This window comes from Bacillus sp. SIMBA_031 (assembly GCF_046535225.1).
In the GTDB taxonomy this organism is placed as follows: domain Bacteria; phylum Bacillota; class Bacilli; order Bacillales; family Bacillaceae; genus Bacillus; species Bacillus velezensis.
The window spans coordinates 332703-352046 of sequence record NZ_JAWRXC010000003.1 but is presented as its reverse complement, the minus strand read 5'-3'; the positions used below and the strand labels follow the sequence as shown (position 1 = coordinate 352046).

20 protein-coding genes are annotated in these 19344 nt (G+C 48.5%); all 20 read right to left on the bottom strand.

Features of this window, described 5'->3' with window-relative positions; all coding sequences use genetic code 11:
• Positions 1–20: 20 nt before the first annotated feature.
• Positions 21–278 carry an HPr family phosphocarrier protein gene (locus tag SB724_RS11680; RefSeq protein WP_003151495.1) on the bottom strand — a complete coding sequence of 86 codons (258 nt, stop codon included), beginning with the start codon at positions 276–278 and terminating at the stop codon, positions 21–23.
• 23 nt (positions 279–301) lie between these two features.
• Positions 302–1252: a DNA-binding protein WhiA gene (whiA, locus tag SB724_RS11675; protein ID WP_410571204.1), complete on the bottom strand. Its 951-nt coding sequence runs from the start codon at positions 1250–1252 to the stop codon at positions 302–304.
• A gap of 26 nt (positions 1253–1278) precedes the next feature.
• A complete protein-coding gene (locus SB724_RS11670) occupies positions 1279–2232 on the bottom strand; it encodes a gluconeogenesis factor YvcK family protein (protein ID WP_007407422.1) in 954 nt (317 codons plus the stop codon).
• Positions 2229–3116: an RNase adapter RapZ gene (gene rapZ / locus SB724_RS11665; RefSeq protein ID WP_012118535.1), complete on the bottom strand. Its 888-nt coding sequence runs from the start codon at positions 3114–3116 to the stop codon at positions 2229–2231. The genes SB724_RS11670 and rapZ overlap by 4 nt, the downstream gene beginning before the upstream one ends.
• A 25-nt stretch (positions 3117–3141) precedes the next feature.
• Positions 3142–3609, bottom strand: a complete 468-nt coding sequence (locus SB724_RS11660) for an 8-oxo-dGTP diphosphatase (RefSeq protein WP_029325815.1) — start codon at positions 3607–3609, stop codon at positions 3142–3144.
• A 273-nt stretch (positions 3610–3882) separates the two neighbouring features.
• A complete protein-coding gene (gene trxB, locus SB724_RS11655) occupies positions 3883–4833 on the bottom strand; it encodes a thioredoxin-disulfide reductase (RefSeq protein WP_007407423.1) in 951 nt (316 codons plus the stop codon).
• A 206-nt stretch (positions 4834–5039) separates the two neighbouring features.
• Entirely contained in the window at positions 5040–6452 is a 1413-nt protein-coding gene (gene cwlO / locus SB724_RS11650) for a peptidoglycan DL-endopeptidase CwlO (RefSeq protein ID WP_163113485.1), read from the bottom strand.
• A 396-nt stretch (positions 6453–6848) separates the two neighbouring features.
• Entirely contained in the window at positions 6849–8303 is a 1455-nt protein-coding gene (locus SB724_RS11645; RefSeq protein WP_410571201.1) for a tetratricopeptide repeat protein, read from the bottom strand.
• A gap of 115 nt (positions 8304–8418) precedes the next feature.
• Positions 8419–9480 carry a sensor histidine kinase gene (locus SB724_RS11640; RefSeq protein ID WP_265972863.1) on the bottom strand — a complete coding sequence of 354 codons (1062 nt, stop codon included), beginning with the start codon at positions 9478–9480 and terminating at the stop codon, positions 8419–8421.
• On the bottom strand, positions 9477–10154 hold the full coding sequence (locus SB724_RS11635) for a response regulator transcription factor (protein WP_265972862.1): 678 nt from the start codon (positions 10152–10154) through the stop codon (positions 9477–9479). Before SB724_RS11635 ends, SB724_RS11640 begins: the two co-directional genes overlap by 4 nt.
• A gap of 36 nt (positions 10155–10190) precedes the next feature.
• Positions 10191–10808, bottom strand: a complete 618-nt coding sequence (locus SB724_RS11630) for a hypothetical protein (protein WP_039255029.1) — start codon at positions 10806–10808, stop codon at positions 10191–10193.
• Between the two features lie 88 nt (positions 10809–10896).
• Complete coding sequence (locus SB724_RS11625) at positions 10897–12666, bottom strand: ABC transporter ATP-binding protein (RefSeq protein ID WP_308826178.1); 1770 nt, start codon at positions 12664–12666, stop codon at positions 10897–10899.
• Between the two features lie 211 nt (positions 12667–12877).
• A complete protein-coding gene (gene hisIE / locus SB724_RS11620; protein WP_410571198.1) occupies positions 12878–13498 on the bottom strand; it encodes a bifunctional phosphoribosyl-AMP cyclohydrolase/phosphoribosyl-ATP diphosphatase HisIE in 621 nt (206 codons plus the stop codon).
• Entirely contained in the window at positions 13495–14253 is a 759-nt protein-coding gene (gene hisF, locus SB724_RS11615) for an imidazole glycerol phosphate synthase subunit HisF (protein ID WP_105937261.1), read from the bottom strand. The genes hisIE and hisF overlap by 4 nt, the downstream gene beginning before the upstream one ends.
• A complete protein-coding gene (gene hisA, locus SB724_RS11610; protein ID WP_017418840.1) occupies positions 14250–14987 on the bottom strand; it encodes a 1-(5-phosphoribosyl)-5-[(5-phosphoribosylamino)methylideneamino]imidazole-4-carboxamide isomerase in 738 nt (245 codons plus the stop codon). Before hisA ends, hisF begins: the two co-directional genes overlap by 4 nt.
• A complete protein-coding gene (hisH, locus tag SB724_RS11605; protein WP_265972858.1) occupies positions 14984–15622 on the bottom strand; it encodes an imidazole glycerol phosphate synthase subunit HisH in 639 nt (212 codons plus the stop codon). Before hisH ends, hisA begins: the two co-directional genes overlap by 4 nt.
• Complete coding sequence (hisB, locus tag SB724_RS11600) at positions 15623–16207, bottom strand: imidazoleglycerol-phosphate dehydratase HisB (RefSeq protein ID WP_007614023.1); 585 nt, start codon at positions 16205–16207, stop codon at positions 15623–15625.
• Complete coding sequence (gene hisD / locus SB724_RS11595; RefSeq protein ID WP_410571194.1) at positions 16173–17486, bottom strand: histidinol dehydrogenase; 1314 nt, start codon at positions 17484–17486, stop codon at positions 16173–16175. The genes hisB and hisD overlap by 35 nt, the downstream gene beginning before the upstream one ends.
• Positions 17483–18124, bottom strand: a complete 642-nt coding sequence (gene hisG / locus SB724_RS11590) for an ATP phosphoribosyltransferase (RefSeq protein ID WP_326150702.1) — start codon at positions 18122–18124, stop codon at positions 17483–17485. Before hisG ends, hisD begins: the two co-directional genes overlap by 4 nt.
• On the bottom strand, positions 18117–19289 hold the full coding sequence (locus SB724_RS11585; RefSeq protein WP_410571191.1) for an ATP phosphoribosyltransferase regulatory subunit: 1173 nt from the start codon (positions 19287–19289) through the stop codon (positions 18117–18119). The genes hisG and SB724_RS11585 overlap by 8 nt, the downstream gene beginning before the upstream one ends.
• Between the last annotated feature and the right edge of the window lie 55 nt (positions 19290–19344).

Sequence of the window (19344 nt, the reverse complement as noted above, 5' to 3'; positions counted from 1 at the left end):
CCGTCCCCCTTACAAAGTGTTTACACTTCTTCCTGCACATAAGCGGACAACTTTTCCAGCGCTTCCTTTTCATCATCGCCTTCAGCGATCAGAGTGACTTCCGTCCCCGTGCTGACCGCCAGGCTCATTAATCCCATAATGCTTTTGGCATTCACTTTCTTGCCGTTTTTCTCAAGAAACACATCTGATGCAAAACGATTTGCCTCCTGTACAAACAATGCAGCGGGGCGCGCCTGCAATCCCGTCTTTAAACGCACTTCCACTTTCCCCTGAACCATAAGATCTCCCCTTTTCTGTACGGTTATTTCAAAGTGATGGTTTGTCCTGTACGCAGCTGTTCTGCGATTTCATCGAGCTTTCTCAGCCTGTGATTGATGCCGGATTTGCTGATTTTCCCGCTTGCAACCATTTCCCCCAGTTCTTTCAGCGTGACCTCCTGATAATCAATCCGCAGCTGCGCAATTTCGCGAAGCTTTTCCGGCAGCGCTTCAAGACCGATCCGTTCATCAATGTATTTAATATTTTCCACCTGTCTGAGCGAAGCCCCGATGGTTTTGTTTAAGTTTGCTGTTTCACAATTGACGAGGCGGTTCACTGAGTTTCTCATATCTCTGACAATCCTCACATCTTCAAAACGCAGCAGTGAATTGTGAGCGCCGATGACATTCAGAAATTCAGTGATTTTTTCCGCCTCTTTTAAATACGTAATATAGCCTTTTTTCCGTTCAAGCGTTTTGCTGTTCAGATGAAATTCATTCAGCAGCGCGCATAATGAATCGTTATGTTCCTTATAAAGCGAGAAGATTTCCAAGTGGTACGACGATGTTTCGGGATTATTCACAGATCCCCCCGCCAAAAACGCCCCTCTCATATAAGAACGTTTGCAGCACCGTTTCGCCACCAGTTCCTCAGAAATATTCCGTTCAAATATAAAGTTCTCTCCGAGGATTTTCAATTCCTCTAAAATCAGCTTTGCATTTTCAGAAAAGCGCACAATATAAACATTATTTTTTTTCAGCCGCATTTTTTTTCTGACTAACAGTTCGACCGATACATCATATTGTTTCTTCAGCAATGTATAAATGCGGCGGGCAATCGCCGCATTTTCGGTTTGAACGTCAAGCACGAGATGGCGGTTTGAAAATGACAGGGAACCGTTCATCCGAATCAGCGCGGACAGCTCCGCCTTGGCGCAGCAGTCCTTCACTTCCAGATTCGTCAGTTCTTTTTTTGTTTCCGATGCAAATGACATATTAGCCACCTCATTTCAAAAGGCCTCTAGTCCCTTAATAAATCGACAAGAAGAGAAGCCACTTTATGTGTATCGTGACGGATTACGCCATTTTTATACGTGATAATCTGATCCCTGATGACCTCAAGCCCCATGGATTTCAGCTTCTCAACATTGAAGTCGACGGGCCGGGCCAGCTCTTTCGCATATTTGCTTTTGATTTCGTCAGGGATCTCCTCATTGTTGATTAAGATCGTGTCGATAAACGGCTGCTCCATATGATCGTTCAGCGCCTTGACATGGTCGGCCGCACTGTATTGCAGCGTCTCGCCGGGCTGTGTCATGACGTTGCATATATATACTTTTTTGGCCGCAGCCTTGACGACTTCTTCTCCGATTTTCGGCACGAGCAGATTCGGAAGAATGCTTGTGTACAGGCTTCCCGGACCGATAATGATTAAATCGGCCTGACGGATGACGTCAATCGTTTCCGGGAGCGGATCAATTTTTTCAGGCGTAAGAAACACCCGTTTAATCCGCTGTCCGTAAGAAGGGATTGTCGATTCTCCGGAGACGACCTGCCCGTCCTCCATTTCAGCGTGAAGAACGACACTGGTGTTGGCAGCCGGCAGCACTCTGCCGCGGACATTCAGCACCTTGCTCATTTCGGTGACAGCGTGAAAGAAATCACCGGTTATATTTGTCATCGCTGCCAAAATCAAATTGCCGAGCGAATGTCCGGTTAAGTCGCTTCCTTTGTTGAAACGATGCTGAAACAGATTTTCAACGAGCGGCTCAACATCTGACAAAGCGGCCAGTACGTTACGAATGTCACCCGGCGGCGGAATTTGAAGTTCATCCCGCAGACGGCCTGAACTTCCCCCGTCATCAGCAACTGTCACAATCGCCGTAATATCAACGGGCTTATGCTTTAACCCCCGAAGCAGCACGGACAGACCCGTTCCGCCGCCGAAGATTGCGATTTTCGGCTTCTTATTCATTTCCGGCTTCTCTTTTCAATGTCCCGGTGAGTGACATGAGTATAGAAATCTTTTTTAAAATAGTCAGCCAAATACTCAGCGAGCGTGACGGAGCGGTGCTGGCCGCCCGTACAGCCGATCGCGATGACAAGCTGGCTTTTACCTTCCCGCTTATAAGACGGAAGCATAAAGCCGAGCAGATCAACAAGCTTTTCAATAAACTTTTGTGTTTCGTTCCACTTCATCACATAGGATGACACTTCCTCATCTTTCCCCGTAAGCGGCCTCATGCTCTCAATGTAGAACGGATTCGGCAGAAACCTTACATCAAACACGAGGTCGGCATCTATCGGAAGCCCGTATTTGAACCCGAATGACATTACGTTCACTGTAAATGTTTCACCTTGGTTCGTGGCGAAATGCGCCACGATTTTTTCACGCAGATCACGCGGTTTCATATCCGATGTGTCATAGATCAGCTGAGAGCGCCCTTTCAATTCTTCAAGCAGCTGGCGTTCCAGCGCGATTCCTTCGAGAGGAAGCCCGGTAGCGGCCAGCGGGTGAGAACGCCTTGTTTCTTTGTATCTCGTCACAAGGATGGAATCCTTAGCGTCTAAAAAGAGAATGCGCGGTGTAATCCACGGATTTTCCGCCATTTCATCCAGCGCCTCAATCAGCCTGTCAAAAAATTCACGTCCCCGCAGATCCATGACAAGCGCGACCTTGCTCATTTTTGAACTTGATTCTTTCATCAGCTCCAAAAATTTCGGCAGCAAGGAAGGCGGCAGATTGTCGACGCAAAAATAGCCGAGATCCTCAAAGCTTTGAATGGCGACGGTTTTCCCCGCTCCAGACATTCCCGTAATGATGACGAGCTGAATATCATGGTTTTCATTCATACTCATCTTTCTCCCCCCTGCGGTCTTTCTTTTATTTAATAAACTGCGGATCTAAACGATAGCTGAGCAGCTCGAAGTCCGGCGTATACGTAAAGGTGCCGTGCAAAAGCCCTTGGCCCTTGATCATAAAATCAAGGATATGCCCGTCTCCGGGGGCCATCGGAAGGCTGTGGATATCTTTTACGTCATGCCACTTCAGAACGCCTTCCTCTGATTCAGCGACATTCCGCCCCGTGTAGGAATCGGCGACGAAAGTAAACATCATCCACTCTGACACGATTTGTTCCTGTTCCTTAATAATAAAGGTAAACACGCCTTTTAACTGCGGATTTAGTATATAAATGCCCGTCTCTTCTCTGTACTCTCTGATGACGGAATCCCTGACGGACTCGCCGCTTTCCATCTTCCCGCCGGGCGCGACCCACCAGCCCCGTCTCGGCTTTTGGAGAAGGAGAACCTGATCATCTGTCTGCAGCACACAATTTGTCACTCTTTGCACAAGTACGTCACCTAACCTTCTCAACAAATCATCGTCTCTTCATTATACCGTTTCGGCATGTCTCTCACAATGCAGAGACACCTACATCCTTTTCTTTTATTTGACAGAAAACAGAAAATCGCAAAAAAAGGGCACGGATACTGGAATCCGTGCCAAAGTGTATTCATTAAAAAGGGGGTCAATTACTACATTCATCTTAAAACATCAGTATTTCACCCGTGTTACAGCGTAATTAAAACACAGTAACGATTCAAAAACTGAACATTACAGTGATTATTTAACCGTTTTGAGCGTTTCCTCAAGCTCTTCCACATAATGCTGAACGCTTTGAGCCGCAATACTTCCGTCGCCTGTCGCCGTTACGATCTGGCGGAGCGTTTTTTCACGGATGTCTCCCGCGGCGAAAATGCCTGGAACTTTTGTCTCCATTTGAGCGTTTGTTTCAATGTAGCCTTCTTCATTTGTGATGCCCAAGTTCTCGAACGGTTTAGAAAGCGGAAGCATACCGATATAAATAAAGACGCCGTCAGCTTTGAATTCTTCCTCTTCTCCCGTCACGGTATCCACAAGAGTAAGTCTGCCGACTTTTCCGTTTTCCTCATGGATTTCTTTTACGGTTTTGTTCCATTTGAAGTCAATTTTCTCATTGTCAAAGGCACGCGCCTGAAGAATGCTTTGCGCACGCAATTTGTCACGTCTGTGAACGATGGTGACTTTTGAAGCGAAGCGTGTCAGATAGACGCCTTCTTCAACGGCGGAGTCTCCGCCGCCGACAACGACAAGCTCTTTATTTTTAAAGAACGCGCCGTCACAAACCGCGCAGTACGATACGCCGCGGCCGCCCAGTTCTTTTTCGCCCGGAACGCCGATCTTTTTGTATTCCGCTCCGGCAGAAATGACGATGGCGCGCGCTTTATATTCTTTTGAACCGGCTTTGACCGTTTTATATTCTTTGCCGTCAACGATTTCTTTAATATCGCCGTACGCATATTCCGCACCGAATTTTTTCGCATGTTCAAACATTTTATTAGAAAGTTCAGGGCCGAGAATGCTTTCAAAACCCGGATAGTTTTCAACATCCTCCGTGTTGGCCATCTGGCCGCCCGGAATTCCTCTTTCGATCATTAATGTGGATAAGTTCGCTCGTGATGTGTAAACAGCAGCGGTCATCCCCGCCGGACCCGCGCCGATAATGATCACATCATAAATTTTTTCTTCTGACACCATGATTCACTCCTTTTCGAAATGGGGCGCACCCTATATGACTAAGAATCCCCATCAATCGTATTCCTTACCCATATCCTATTAAATCTGAGGGCAATTCGCTATTTTTTTGCTCATTTTTCTAAGAAACCATGATTAGGCAGCTCCTGAGCGGGTATACAAATAAAGAAAGAGCCTTCCGGGATAGAAGGCCCTTGTCTTATTCATTATTGCACGACACGTCTTACATTGCCGTTGAATGCTTTCTTCCAGTAAGGGTTGCTCATAGAATCAATGGATACACCATGTGATGTATTATCGTTCAGGAACGTTCCGTTACCTAAGTAGATGCCGACGTGGCCGTTTGTTTTATACGTGTTGAAGAATACTAAGTCTCCGCGTTTCATGTCAGACGCGCTTACTGCTTTACCTCTTCCGATTAATGTATCTGTGTTTGTGCCGCTTGCAGGTCCGAGGTTAACGCCTGCGTTAGCATAAGCCCAGCGTACGAATGAAGAGCAGTCAAAAATACGGTTGTTAATATCAGATTGAGTGCGTCCGCCGCCGAATTTGTACGGGGATTGACCCACAAGGCTTGATCCTACGCTGATGGCGCCTTCAATACCGCCTGAATTTGAAATAACAGATCCGCCGTCAGAATCATCTGAACCGCCGCTGTTATGAGATGATCCGCCTGAAGTGCTCTTCGGTTTGCTTGAGCTGTCAGATGAATCAGATGATGTTGAAACAGCCGCTTTTTTCACAGTTTTAACCGCCGGTGCCGGCTGGCTGTCATCTTTTTGGTTTTGGTCTTCAGAAGCTTTTTGCGCTTCTTCCTGTTTTTTGATCAGGGCAGCTGCTGCAGCCTGCTCAGCTTTAATACGCTTCTGTTCTTTTTCAGTGTCAGCTTTTTCGTTTGCAAGCTTTGATGCTTCTTTTTTCAGATCAGAGATAGCGGAAGCCGCTTTTTTCTGGCCGTTTTTCGCTTCGTCGAAAAGCTTGTCTTTCTGATCAAGCTGTTTGTTCAGGTCTTTTTGCATAGACTCGAGTTTCGCAAGATCATCTTGAACTTTTTTCAGCTTCACGTTAAGTTCAGCTTCTGCATCTTCGAGTTTCGCTTTATCCTGCTCCTGCTGTTTGATCAGGTCTTTATCCGCATCAACGATAGAAGATACCGCAGTCGCACGGGAAATGAAGTCTCCGAAGCTTGTCGCCCCTAAAAGAACATCTATGTATCCTTGAGAACCGCCGTTTTCCTGTAAAGAACGAACGCGTTTTTTCAGGATTTCATTGCGTTTTTCAATACGCGCTTCTGTTTCTTTGATTTCTTTTTTCAAATCAGCGATCTGCTTTTTCGTTTTTTCGTTTTCAGCTTTTTTATCTTCGATTTTATTGCTTGTATCCAACGCTTTAGCGTTAATGTCTTTCAGTTCTTTTTCAATCTTAGCCTGCTTGTCCTGAAGCTTAGACAATTCTCTTTCTTTTGCTTCAAGGCTTGAAGCCACCTCAGATTGCTTGCTTTCGATTTTTGCTTTTTTGCTGTCTAATGTTTCCGCCGATGCAGTTTTTGTAAACGGGATCAAAAAACTGCTTGTCCCGATGACGGAAGCCAAACCAAGTGTTAATAAACTCTTTTTCACTTTTTCTTTCCTCCCTTTTACTTTAAACCTGTTCTCATTTGGAATTCTATTATGAACATCAAAGTTACGCTCCCTCACATACCCGTGAGGCTGATGATTTTTATGTATGAATCTTTAAATCTTTTAAATTGGTATAGATTATACAGCACATGTAAAATAAACTAATCTCTTATGTACGAGACTCATTATACCATCATGTTTCGACAATTTTTATTACAGTTATATTTCAATGTGATTGCAAATCTCATATTTTGCAAAATAAACGGTGATTACGGCCTGATTTCGATTCGAAAAGCAAAAAAATACGTATGAATACCTCTTTTTTCGGCGGTAAAGTTCTGTTTTGCCCCTTTCTGATAAAAAAAGAACCGACTCTTTATATAGAAAGAATCGGTTTTATTCTAATATATCGTCTATTTGTCTGATGTATTTCGAAAGGGTTGCCGGCGTTATACCGTAAACGGCTGCCGTTTCTTTTTTCGTCGTTTTTTCGCCGTTTGCTTCCTTCCATACATATGCGATGGCTGCGGCCCATGCCCGCTCATTCTGTATGGCAGCGGCGGCGCGGATGTGCTGAATGACGTGAAAAACCCAGCAGCTCATGACGTCAGTTTTTAAACTGTCGGCTTCCGCTTTCTCCAGAAGCTTGACCGTCCGATACGTGAACAGCGCATCACCGGAGACGCCTGAATCGCCTTTTTCACCGGAAAGCAGCAGTCTGACGAAATCTTGTTCAAACGGTGAAACAGCGCGTTTTGCCGTCAGAACTTTTTCAAGCTGGTCCCGCTCCCCTTCAGCGCTGCTGATATAATAGGCGGCAAGCCGCTGTTCAAGTGAAGCAGGCAGCGGTTCCTGCCGCTCCGCCCAAGGCGCGGGCCGGTCTGATTCGGGAAATTCGGCTTCGGCCTTTTTCCAAATGGTTTCCGCAAATTCTGTGCGGCCTGTCCCGTAGGCTGAGGCGGCAAGCCAGTAATAAAACGTGTCGTCGCCTTCGAACCCGCTTTTGTAAAGAGAACGGAGCCATTTATAACCGAGATCATGTCTGCCGACAAGCGCTAGCGTCGCTCCCAGCTTATAGCGCTGTTCGAATAAAATCGGATACACGTTGGCGAGTTTTCCGCTCAATTCTCCGACTTTTTCATCTTCTCTCTCGTAATAGCAGAATACAAGGAGGTTGCACAGGGCATGGAGATTACCTTCATTTTTCTCAAGCACTTCGAATACCGTTTGTTTCGCTTTTGTGACATTGCCTGAGTAAAAGTAAGCGAGCGCCAGGTTGTTGTATGCAGACCAAAGCTCGGGGTAATCGGCCGTAATCTCTTCAAGCATGACAACCGCTTCATGAAGCTGGCCGCTCTCAAGAAGCGTTTTTGCCCGGTCCTGCCTGATCAGCAGCTCATCCTGGTCATAGAGCGACTCGTCTTCACCAGCTTCACCGAAATCCAAAAGCTCCATCAGATTTTCAATCTCTTCGCTGAATTCCCCGTCCGGATCGGCATCTGAATAAGCCGCCGCTTCTTTGTATGCTTCCTGAAAGAGTCCCAAATGCGCGAAATTATTCGCTTTAAAGTAATGACACTCGGGCATTTCTTCTTTCAGGTTCACCAAAATAAAGTCGAACAGCTCATTTGACTGCTGGTAGTGGCCCATTTCAGAATAAATGACGGCCAGCCGGGACAGCATTTCGGAATCATTCGGCTCGAGGTGGACGGCCCGCTGAATCAGTTTGCTGGCCCGCTTTAAATTCCGCTCTTTATATGCTTTTAAGCCTTTATGAAAAAAATATTGTCCATCCTGAAGCAGCTGGACAATTTGCGCGTGCTTTTTCTGTTCAGAAGTGTGTTTTCCCACAAATATCCTCCGTTTTATACGTATTACCGTCAGTAGTATACCATAAAACGGTTTCACCTCAATAGTTCAAAAGACAGGATCGGCTTCGTTTTTTACTGGCTGGTTCGACCAGATTTTAGCTGTTTTTTTCACGAGGCTCGGCTGGAAGAATGACACGGAAAAGGGTTCCTTCGCCGCGCTTGCTCTCAACCTCTATCGAACCGCCGTGCAGCTCTGCAATTTTTTGGGCGATGGACAGGCCGAGCCCGCTTCCCCCTGCGTTTCTCGCCTTATCCGCTTTATAAAACCGTTCAAATACACGCTCCGCCTGTTCAGGCTCCATTCCGATTCCGTCGTCGGCGATTTCGACAGCCGCCGCTCCCGGCAGATCTGCAATTTTAACGGAAATGCGGCCGCCTTCACCGGTAAATTTTACGGCATTGTGAATCAGATTCATCCATACTTGGCTGAGCAGTGATTCATCTCCGTACACATACGACTCCTGTAAATCAATGAGAAACTCAATCTGTTTGGCGGACCACTCAGGCTCACAGGTCAATATGGTGCGCCGCAGCTGTTTGTCAATGCGGAACGGTTTTTTTTGTATGGGTTCGGTTTGGCGTTCGAGCGCAGTGAGCTTCAGCAGATTTTCACTGATTTTTGATAATCGTTCTGTTTCTGTTTCGATGATGTGTAAGTAGCGCCCCCGCTCCTCATATGATAAATCCGGTTTTTTCAGGAGATGCGCGTAGCCCTTTAATGAAGTGAGCGGGGTTTGGATTTCATGGGAAACGTTCGAAATAAATTCTTGTTTCAGTTTTTCCATTTCACTCAGTTCCGCGGCGAGTGTCGACAGTTCATCAGCTAATTTCGTCACGGGGTGGTTCCGCTCAATCTTCTCCATTTTCCGGGAAGCGGCCGCTGTGAAGTTGCCGCTCGACATTTGCTTGATCGTGGCGGTGAGCGAATCCCAGATCGCATGATGTCTTTCACGTGCTGACTTTGAAAAAATAAACATCGTTACAAACAGCAGGCCGAAAACAAGCCAAAGCGTCAGAATCTGCTCGGCGTACGGCACAAGTAAAATCGGCCATATGAGACCGAATCCCTGAACGATCAGGTGAGCCGCCAGCCATAAGAATGCGGTGACGGTGAGAAGGATGATGATTTTTCCAGCCGTTCTGAAGATCCGTTTCATTCTGTCACCACAAACCGATACCCGAGCCCCCGCACCGTATAGATGGCAAACGGATAGTCTTTTTCCGGAAACCGTTCTCTCAGCCTTTTAATATGCACATCAACCGTCCGCTCGTCACCTTCATAATCAAAGCCCCAAATATCTTCTATTAATTGTTCTCTTGAAAACGTCTTATTCGGATAACCGGCGAGCTTAAATAAAAGCTCAAATTCACGCCGGGGCAGTGTCAATCCCGCTCCGCCGCCGCGCGTTACGGTGCGGGATTGCTTATCTAATGTGACATTTCCGATGGTCAGCAGTTTTTCTGCGGTGATCCGGTACCGTTTCAGCAATGCTTTGACCCTTGCTTCCAGCTCAAGCGGCTCAAACGGTTTAACGAGATAATCATCCGCTCCGGAAGTAAAACCTTGCACTTTGTCCAGCGTTTCGCCTTTTGCCGTCAGCATCAAAATCGGAATGTCCGTAAAGCTGCGGACAGCTTCACTGACTTCAAACCCGTCCATTTTCGGCATCATCACATCCAGTATGATGAGATCTACAGGTGCTGATTCGATCAGCCGCACCGCCGCTTCCCCGTCTCCCGCTTCTGCGACGTCAAAACCGCTCTGCTCCATCATAAGGCGGACAAGCTCACGGATATGGCGGTCATCATCCGCAACCAATATGACAGCCATGAAAACCCCTCCTTCTGCTTTTTTGCCTGTCTTCTTTTAATGAATCGACATGATGTCTATTAACCGTCTTATTTTTTCATTGTCTCCTGTATCGACAGACACTTTTTTTGTATGGCGGATCATTTCCTCCGTCACTTCTTTCATTACGCCTTGATCAGTATCTTCACGAGACTCCCAGCGCAAAGGAACATTGTATACCTGAATGGTGCCGTCACCATTGCTGCTGTAAGTGACTGACCCATCGATTAACCGGGAGCCTGCTAACTGCGTAACATCTTCCGGATAGCGGGCGCTCGTGTGATCGTCAGGGTTGACGAGTGCTCCGGCCGGAATGCGGCGAACGTTCAATTCATCTATCTGCTGATTTTCCCCAAGCTGCAGCCAGATGCGGGCATATTCAATTTGCAGAGGAGAATAATCTGCCGACATGTTATCCGGTTCGCTTTTGTCCGCAGAGACGTGATGTGAATCTTTGTTTACGGGTTCTTTTTTTTCTGCCGCTGATGCTGTTTCAGCCTTTTTGATGCCGCTGCTTTCTCCGGCCGGACTTGAAGAATGGCTCGGCTCTTCATCGTTACCACCCGTACACCCGGCAGTCATAAATACGAGCAGTAAGGCCGCGTGACAATAAAAAATCTTTGTGCGTTTTTTCATCATTTAACCCTCGCTTCCAATGAATAGGATTCCGGCTGCAAAATAAAAAGCAGCTTTTTCAGCTGCTTTTTATTCATAAAGTCTTGCTTTACACAGCTTTGTTTTCTAAGTCGGCATTCAGCTTCAGCTGCTGCTCCGCAAAATCGCGGTACAGCGAATGGGATGCCATTAATTCATGGTGTGTGCCCCGTCCGGTGATTTCACCCTGTTCGACAAAGAGAAGCTGATCTGCATCCACAACCGTGGATAAACGGTGGGCGATCACAATCGTGGTGCGGCCTTTCATTAAGACTTCGAGCGCCTGCTGCACCCATTTTTCAGATTGGCTGTCCAGACTTGATGTCGCTTCATCAAGCATCAGAATGCTCGGGTTGCGAAGGAGAGCTCTGGCAATGGCGATGCGCTGGCGCTGTCCGCCTGACAGCATAATTCCCCGCTCACCAACCTCGGTTTCAAATTTCTTCGGTAAGTCTTCAATAAATTGCAGGGCGTAGGCCATGTCGGCCGCTTGCCTCAGTTCCTCATCGGTCACCTCGCGTTTTAATCCGTAGCAGATATTGTCGCGGATGGTGCCTGACATTAACGGGCTTTCTTGCGACACGTAGCCGATATGCTCCCGCCATGACTCAAGGGAATACGTATCAATCGGTTCATTTCCGAGCAGGATGCTGCCCGCAGTCGGATTGTAGAATCGTTCAAGCAGCTTAAATAACGTTGTTTTTCCGCCGCCGCTCGGTCCGACAATCGCGGTGACTTTGCCGGCCTCAATCGTAGCCGTAATGTCTTTTAAGATGGTTTGATCTGTTTTGTAGCCGAATGAGACTTGTTCAAGCTTAATCGGCTGATCCGCGTTTTCAATGGCTTTTCCGGTTTGGATATCTTCTTCTTTTTCTGCAAGAATATGAATCATCCGTTCCGTTGCGCCGATGGATTTTTGAAGCTGTGTGAAAAATGAAGTGATCTGGCCCATCGGCATAATGATCTGAAACAAATACAGGATAAAGGCAACGAGTGCGCCGGCTGTCAATTCACCGGATGACACCTGCATCCCGCCGTACCCGATGACAGCGACCAGCGCCGCCATTAATACAAGTGTAATAAGCGGGCCTACGAGCGACTGCACCTTCGCTTCACGCAGCCCGAGTTTAAAGAGTGCCATGATGCCTGCTTTTCCGCGTCCGTATTCCGCTTCTTCAGCGTTTGACGCTTTTACAAGCCTGATTTCCGGGAGGATGTGGTTTAATAATCCGGTGAATTTCGCCGTTTCATCCTGTGTTTCCCGAGAAATTTTAAACATTTTCCGGCCGATCGGCACTAAAATCACCGCAGCCAGCGGCACGACGATCAGCACGAGCAATGTGAGCTTCCAGTTCATGAAAAATAAGATCGTCAGTGACCCGATAACGGAAATGATTCCGGTAATAAATCCGCTGATATTGTTTGTGATCAGCTCTTTTACCACCATTGTGTCATTGGTGACACGGCTGATCGTTTCTCCTGTGGCGTTTTTGTCAAAATAAGAGACGGGCAGTTTAATTAATTTCTGCCACAACAAATCACGCAGTCCCGAGATGATTTTCTGGCCGCTGTAGTTCAGGGCGTAGGTGGCGTAGGCGCTTAATGCGGCCTGTACGATAAACACGGCTGCAATGATTCCGATTTGCACGCCTGACAGCGACGACATGGAAAAGCCGTCAACGAGCTGCTTTGTCAAGAGCGGAATCAGCAGGCTGACGAGCGTTGTCACAATACTGAGAGACAGCGCGAAGGCCAGCATACCGTATGATGGTTTTGTTTTTTTGACTAATGAAAAGAATGAGCTGAATTTCCCTTTAGGTTTTGGTTGTTTATTCGGCATATGTTTTCCTCCTATATCACTGTTTATACTATAACGGATGTGCATGAACGGAATATGAACAAAACGTACATTTTTGACAAAAACCAAAATAAACTCTATTAGTCAATATTATCAAATTCATCTGCCTCCGGTTGCGGAAATAAGGAATATTTAATTGAATGTTTAAGTTTGACAGATTAAAAACCTCACGGATCTCTCCGTGAGGTTTGTTTTAATCAGATGCTGAATGGCGTTTCGCAAGGACGTCAAGCACGTCGTCCAAAGGAAGCGACTGCTCACGCAGAAGAACGAGCAAATGATACAGCAAATCCGCCGCTTCCCATTTTAATTCTTCATGGTCGCGGTTTTTCGCGGCGATAATAACCTCTGCGGCTTCCTCGCCGACTTTTTTGAGGATTTTATCGACGCCTTCCCGAAACAGATACGTTGTGTAGGCTCCGTCAGGCATCTCCGCCTGCCGTTTGGCGATTACGCTTTCCAGTTCGTTTAAGATGCCGAAACGATCCTGCGCGTCCGCTTTTTCCGGAGAAAAGCAGCTGTAACTTCCCTTATGGCATGCGGGTCCTGAGGGCTCCGCAAGCACGATGAGGGCATCTTGATCGCAGTCATAACGGATGGCTTTCACCTTTTGGGTATTCCCCGACGTCGCTCCTTTATGCCACAGCTCCTGCCGTGAACGGCTGTAAAACCAGGTTTCTTTCGTTTCTATCGTTTTTTCGTAGGATTCACGATTCATATAAGCCAGTGTCAGCACTTCTTTGCTTGCCGCATCCTGTACGATGGCGGGAATCAGTCCGGCCTCGTCAAACTGCAGTTCATCTGCCCGTTTCATCTCACATTCACCCCGTGTTTCTTCATATAATCTTTCACTTCTTTTATAGATGTCTCTTTGTAATGGAAAATGGAAGCTGCAAGCGCGGCGTCCGCTTCACCGATCGTGAAGGCTTCAAGCATATGGCGCGCGCTGCCGGCTCCCCCTGACGCAATGACGGGCACCGGGACTGCACGTGTGACAATCTGTGTGAGCGTATGATTAAAGCCTGTTTTCTCACCGTCTGCGTCCATGCTTGTCAGCAGGATTTCACCCGCTCCCCGGCTGACGGCTTCTTTTGCCCAGGCCGTGACTTCCCACTCGGTTTTCTGTCTGCCGCCGTGTGTGTACACTTTATAGCAATCCGAATCTTCGTCATACTTTGCGTCAATCGCCGCTACGATGCATTGTGAGCCGAAAAAATCCGCTCCTTCCGTAATCAGCTCGGGGCGGAGAACGGCCGCTGTATTAACGGATACTTTATCAGCGCCGGCGCGAAGCATTCGTTTCATATCGCTTAATTGATTGATTCCGCCCCCGACCGTAAACGGAATCGCCAGTTTTGCCGCAACCTGTTCTACGACGTCTGTCATCGTCTTGCGGCCTTCGTGAGAGGCGGAAATGTCGAGAAAAACAAGTTCGTCAGCGCCCTCCCTGTCGTAAGCTTCGGCCAGCTCGACAGGATCGCCCGCATCTTTCAGCCCGAGAAATTGAATGCCTTTGACGACGCGGCCTTCTTTCACATCGAGACACGGAATGATTCGTTTCGTAATCATGCGTCCTTCACCCCGCTGAGCGCTTCAGCCAATGTAAATTGTTTTGTATACAGCGCTTTTCCGATAATCGCTCCCGATACGCCGGCGTCTTTGAAGCGGGCCAGTGCTTTGAGGTCGGCGACTGAGCTGACTCCGCCTGAAGCGATGACGGTTTTTCCCGTTGCTTTTGCGAGCTGAACGGTGCTTTCGATGTTCGGTCCTGACAGCATGCCGTCAGTTGCAATATCCGTGAAAATGAAGGTTTCCGCTCCTTCGGCCGCCAATTCACGGCCCAGATCGGCCGCCCTTACCGAGGATGTTTCCAGCCAGCCTTCCGTCGAGACATATCCGTTTCTTGCATCAAGGCCGATCGCGATTTTGCCGCCGTATTGTTTCAGCATGCTCTTCACAAATGCCGGATCGGATACGGCTGAGCTGCCGAGAATGACACGATCAACACCTTGTGATAAATAACCGTACACATCCGCTTCAGAACGGATCCCGCCGCCGATCTCGACTTTGATATCAAGCTGCCGCGCAATGTCAAGAACATGCCTGTCGTTTACTTTCCTGCCTGCTTTCGCGCCGTCAAGATCCACGAGATGAATCCACTCGGCGCCTTCTTGTGCAAATTGCGCCGCCATGTCTAAAGGAGAGTCACCGTATATCGTTTCCTTGCCGTAATCGCCTTGGATAAGGCGGACGCATTTGCCGTTTCTCATATCGATTGCCGGATATAATGTAAAAGCGTTCATTTCTTCACCTTCTGTTCCGCTGCCATTTTTGTAAATTGCCTTAAGATCGCCATTCCGGCCGTACCGCTTTTTTCCGGGTGAAACTGTGCACCGAAGACATTGCGTTTCCCGACGACGGCCGGAACACGAACGCCGTACTCAGCGCTTGCCAGAAGATCGCCGTCTTCCATCCCGTCTATATAATAGGAATGGACAAAGTAAACGAAGCCTTCTTCCGCTTCCGAAAGCAAAGGAGACGTTTTGTGAAACGTCAGCCGGTTCCAGCCCATATGCGGCACCTTCAGCTTGTTTCCTTCGGCATCTCTGTCTTTGAGTCTCACAGCTTTTCCGGCTAATAAACCAAGTCCTTTTGCAGAGCCGTTTTCGGTGCTTTCCTCGAAAATGAGCTGCATGCCGAGGCAGATGCCGAGGAGCAGCTTACCCTCGTCAACCATACGGTGTATGAATTGATCAAGCTTTGTGCTGCGTAAATTGTCCATGGCGTCACTGAATGATCCGACACCGGGAAGAATAAAAGCATCCGCTTTTTCAAGCTCTTCCGGCCGGTCTGATACGACATACGGGACGCCGACGCGTTCCAGCGCCTTCGATACGCTGAATAAATTGCCCATACCGTAATCAATTACACCGATCATTTACAGCATTCCTTTCGTAGACGGCACACCCTTGACGCGCGGATCAATGGATGACGCTTCATCAAGCGCTCTGCCAAGCGCCTTAAACACGGCTTCTATCATATGATGGGTATTCGTGCCGTAATGAACGATGACGTGCAGATTCATTCTCGCTTCCAGCGCCAGTTTCCATAGGAATTCATGTACCAGCTCGGTATCAAACGTTCCGACTTTCGCTTGCGGAAATGCAGCGCGCATCTCAAGGTGCGGCCGGTTGCTCAGGTCTACGGCAACTTGGGCGAGCGCTTCGTCCATCGGTACAAGCGCTGATCCGTACCGTTTGATCCCTTTTTTATCACCGAGCGCCTCCAAAAAAGCCTGCCCTAAACAGATGCCGATATCTTCAGTCGTATGGTGATCATCTATCTCCGTATCGCCTTTTGCGTCAACAGTTAAATTGAATTGCCCGTGCTTTGTGAACAAATCAAGCATATGAGTCATAAACGGCACATCCGTGCTGATGTCGGCTTTTCCTTCTCCGTCTATTTCGAAAGCCAGCTTAATATCCGTCTCATTTGTTGTTCTGGCGCGTTCCGCTTTTCTCATCGGTCATTCCTCCGTTTCTCGCTTCAATCGATCTTGCGTGCGCTTCAAGCCCTTCCAGTCTCGCAAATGCGGCAATGCTGTCCGCGTGCGTTTCAAATGCCTTCCGGCTGTATGAGATGATGCTCGATTTCTTTTGAAAATCTGTTACATTCAACGGGCTTGAAAACCGCGCCGTTCCGTTTGTCGGCAAAACGTGATTCGGTCCGGCAAAATAATCGCCGACCGGTTCAGCGCTGTATCGTCCTAAGAAAATCGCCCCCGCGTGTCTGATGCTTCCAAGCAAAGCCTCCGGCGAATGCGTCATGATTTCTAAATGCTCGGGCGCCAGCGCATTCACCGTGTCCACCGCATCTTCCATCGATTCCGCGATATAAATGCGGCCGTGATCCCTGATCGACGCTTCGGCGATTTCTTTACGCGGCAGCGTCTGAAGCTGTTTATTCACCTCATCTGATACCGCTTCGGCAAGCTTCCGTGAGTCGGTGACAAGCACGCTTGAGCTGAGCGTATCGTGTTCGGCCTGTGAAAGCAGGTCAGCGGCGACTTCGTCGGGCACCGCCGTATCGTCCGCCAGAACCACGATTTCACTGGGTCCGGCAATCATGTCAATATCCACAACACCGAAGACTTCACGCTTTGCGAGTGCTACAAATATATTGCCGGGGCCCGTAATCTTATCAACAGGCTGTATCGTTTCAGTTCCGTAAGCGAGCGCGGCAATCGCCTGCGCGCCTCCCGCTTTGTAAATTTCCTTTATGCCGAGCTCAGATGCCGCCGCCAGAACGCCCGGTGAAAGGCGGCCGTCTTTTCCCGGAGGACTGATGAGAACGATCCGTTCCACTCCCGCAGCGAGAGCGGGGATGACATTCATTAAAACGGAAGACGGATAAGCGGCTGTCCCGCCCGGCACATATACGCCCGCGGAATCGAGCGCCGTTATTTTCTGCCCGAGCATCGAGCCGTCTTTGCGATGGTAAAACCACGAGGATTGCAGCTGGCGTTCGTGATATTCTTTAATATTGGCAATCGCCTGTCTGATCACTTCCAGCAGCTGATCATCAAGCAGACGGTATGCCTCGGTGATTTCCTCTGCGCTCACGGCCATTTGGTTCAGGCTGATGCCGTCAAATGTTTTTGTATAGGCCAAAACGGCTTTGTCACCGTTTTGTCTGACGTCTTCAATAATCCCCCTGACGATTTTCCGCTGCTCTTCGGTTCCGCTGTCGATGGAACGCTTCAGTGAGAACCGCTCGCTTCTATTTACTGCGGTTATTTTCATTTTGACGTTTCTCCTTCCACAACCTTGGCCAGCCTGGCCGCCATTTCGTCGATTACATCATCCTTCATGCGGTAGCTGACCGGATTGACGATAAAACGCGATGTGATGTCACAAATATGTTCTGATTCAACGAGACCGTTTTCCTTTAATGTCCGCCCGGTTGATACGATATCTACGATTCTGTCAGCAAGCCCGATTAAAGGCGCCAATTCAATCGAACCGTTCAGCTTTATGATTTCCACCTGCTCGCCCTGCTCTCTGAAATAACTTGACGCAACATTCGGATATTTCGTCGCAATCCTCGGGGCGACTCCGTTCCAATCCGCTCCGGGAAGCCCCGCAACGGCGAGATGGCATTTGCTGATTTTCAGATCGAGCACCTCATACACGTCACGCTCTTCCTCAAGCATGACATCCTTTCCGGCAATACCGGCATCAGCGACGCCATGTTCGACATAAGTCGTCACATCCATCGGCTTTGCCAGAATAAAGCGGAGATTTTCTTCAGGAACGTCAATGATCAGCTTTCTCGATTCTTCAAACTCCTCGGGGAGCCTGTATCCGGCCTGCCTCAGCAACCCGGCCGCTTCTTCGAATATCCGTCCTTTTGGCATTGCCATTGTGAGTACCTTACCCATTCTGCTCTTCCTTTCTGGCACCGATAAAGTATGTGACGTTTGCGAATGATTTTGTCATATGATCGATATTTTCAATGCCCGCCAGATCCTGCAGGACGACTTTTCTGCCTCTCGCCCTTTCTTTCTCCGCGAATAAAATGGCCTGCGCCCGCTGCTCCTTGCTGAAAATCACAGCGTCCGCTTCACTAGTTTCTTCCTGGATGCCGAGCGCTTCAATCAGCCTGTCGATACGGAGCCCGAAACCCGTGGCGGGAGCGGGACTGCCGAAATGGCCGAGAAGATTGTTATAGCGTCCGCCGCTTCCGATGACAAAACCGACATTGGCCGCATACACTTCGAATAAAATTCCCGTGTAATAACTCATATGGCTGACCATATTCAGATCAAGGCGAATATGCTCGGCACAACCGTAATCCTCAAGAATGTCCCACAGGTCTTCCAGCTCCTGAATCAAGCTTTGACCGGAGATGCCGATGATCTCCTCCGCCTTGGCGCAGATCTCTTTCCCGCCTCGCAATTCCAGAAGTGCGAGCAGCCGGCTTTTGTCTATTGAAGAGAGCGGAAGCGATTTGACATGTTCTCTGTACCCCACATAATTCTTTTCAAAGAGAAAGCGCCGCAGAACATCCGCCCGCTCGGCATTGCCCAGCACCTCGACAAACAGCTCATCTGCGAGTCCGGCATGGCCGATCGCGATTTTAAATTGGTGCAATCCCGCGTTTTTCAACGCGCCGGCCGCGAGTGCAATCACCTCAGCGTCCGCGCTTGTTGATCCGTCGCCGATCAGCTCCGCGCCGACCTGTTCGAATTCGGCCGGACGTCCGCCTTCCCGTTCTTGAGCGCGGAAGACGCTTGCCGCGTATCCCGCTCTGAGCGGATGGTTGTGTTTGTGCAGCTTAGACGCCGCCACCCGGGCAATCGGTCCGGTCATGTCAGGCCGAAGCACAAGCGTTTTTCCGTCCTGATCGAGAAGCTTAAACAGCTGCTGTTCTTCAATGGCTGACTGGACGCCTACTGTTTCATAAAATTCAAGGGTCGGCGTCTCCATAAACTGATAACCCCATTTATCAATTAAATCCGTCAGTGTGGAACGGACTTTTTTCTTTGCTTCGTATAAACCGGGCAGCGTATCTCTCATGCCATGCGGTTTCTCAAACATAAACATTTGCCTTTTACACCTCCGCTTTGTCTGAAGGAAAATTCCGAATCCTTTAGTTCGC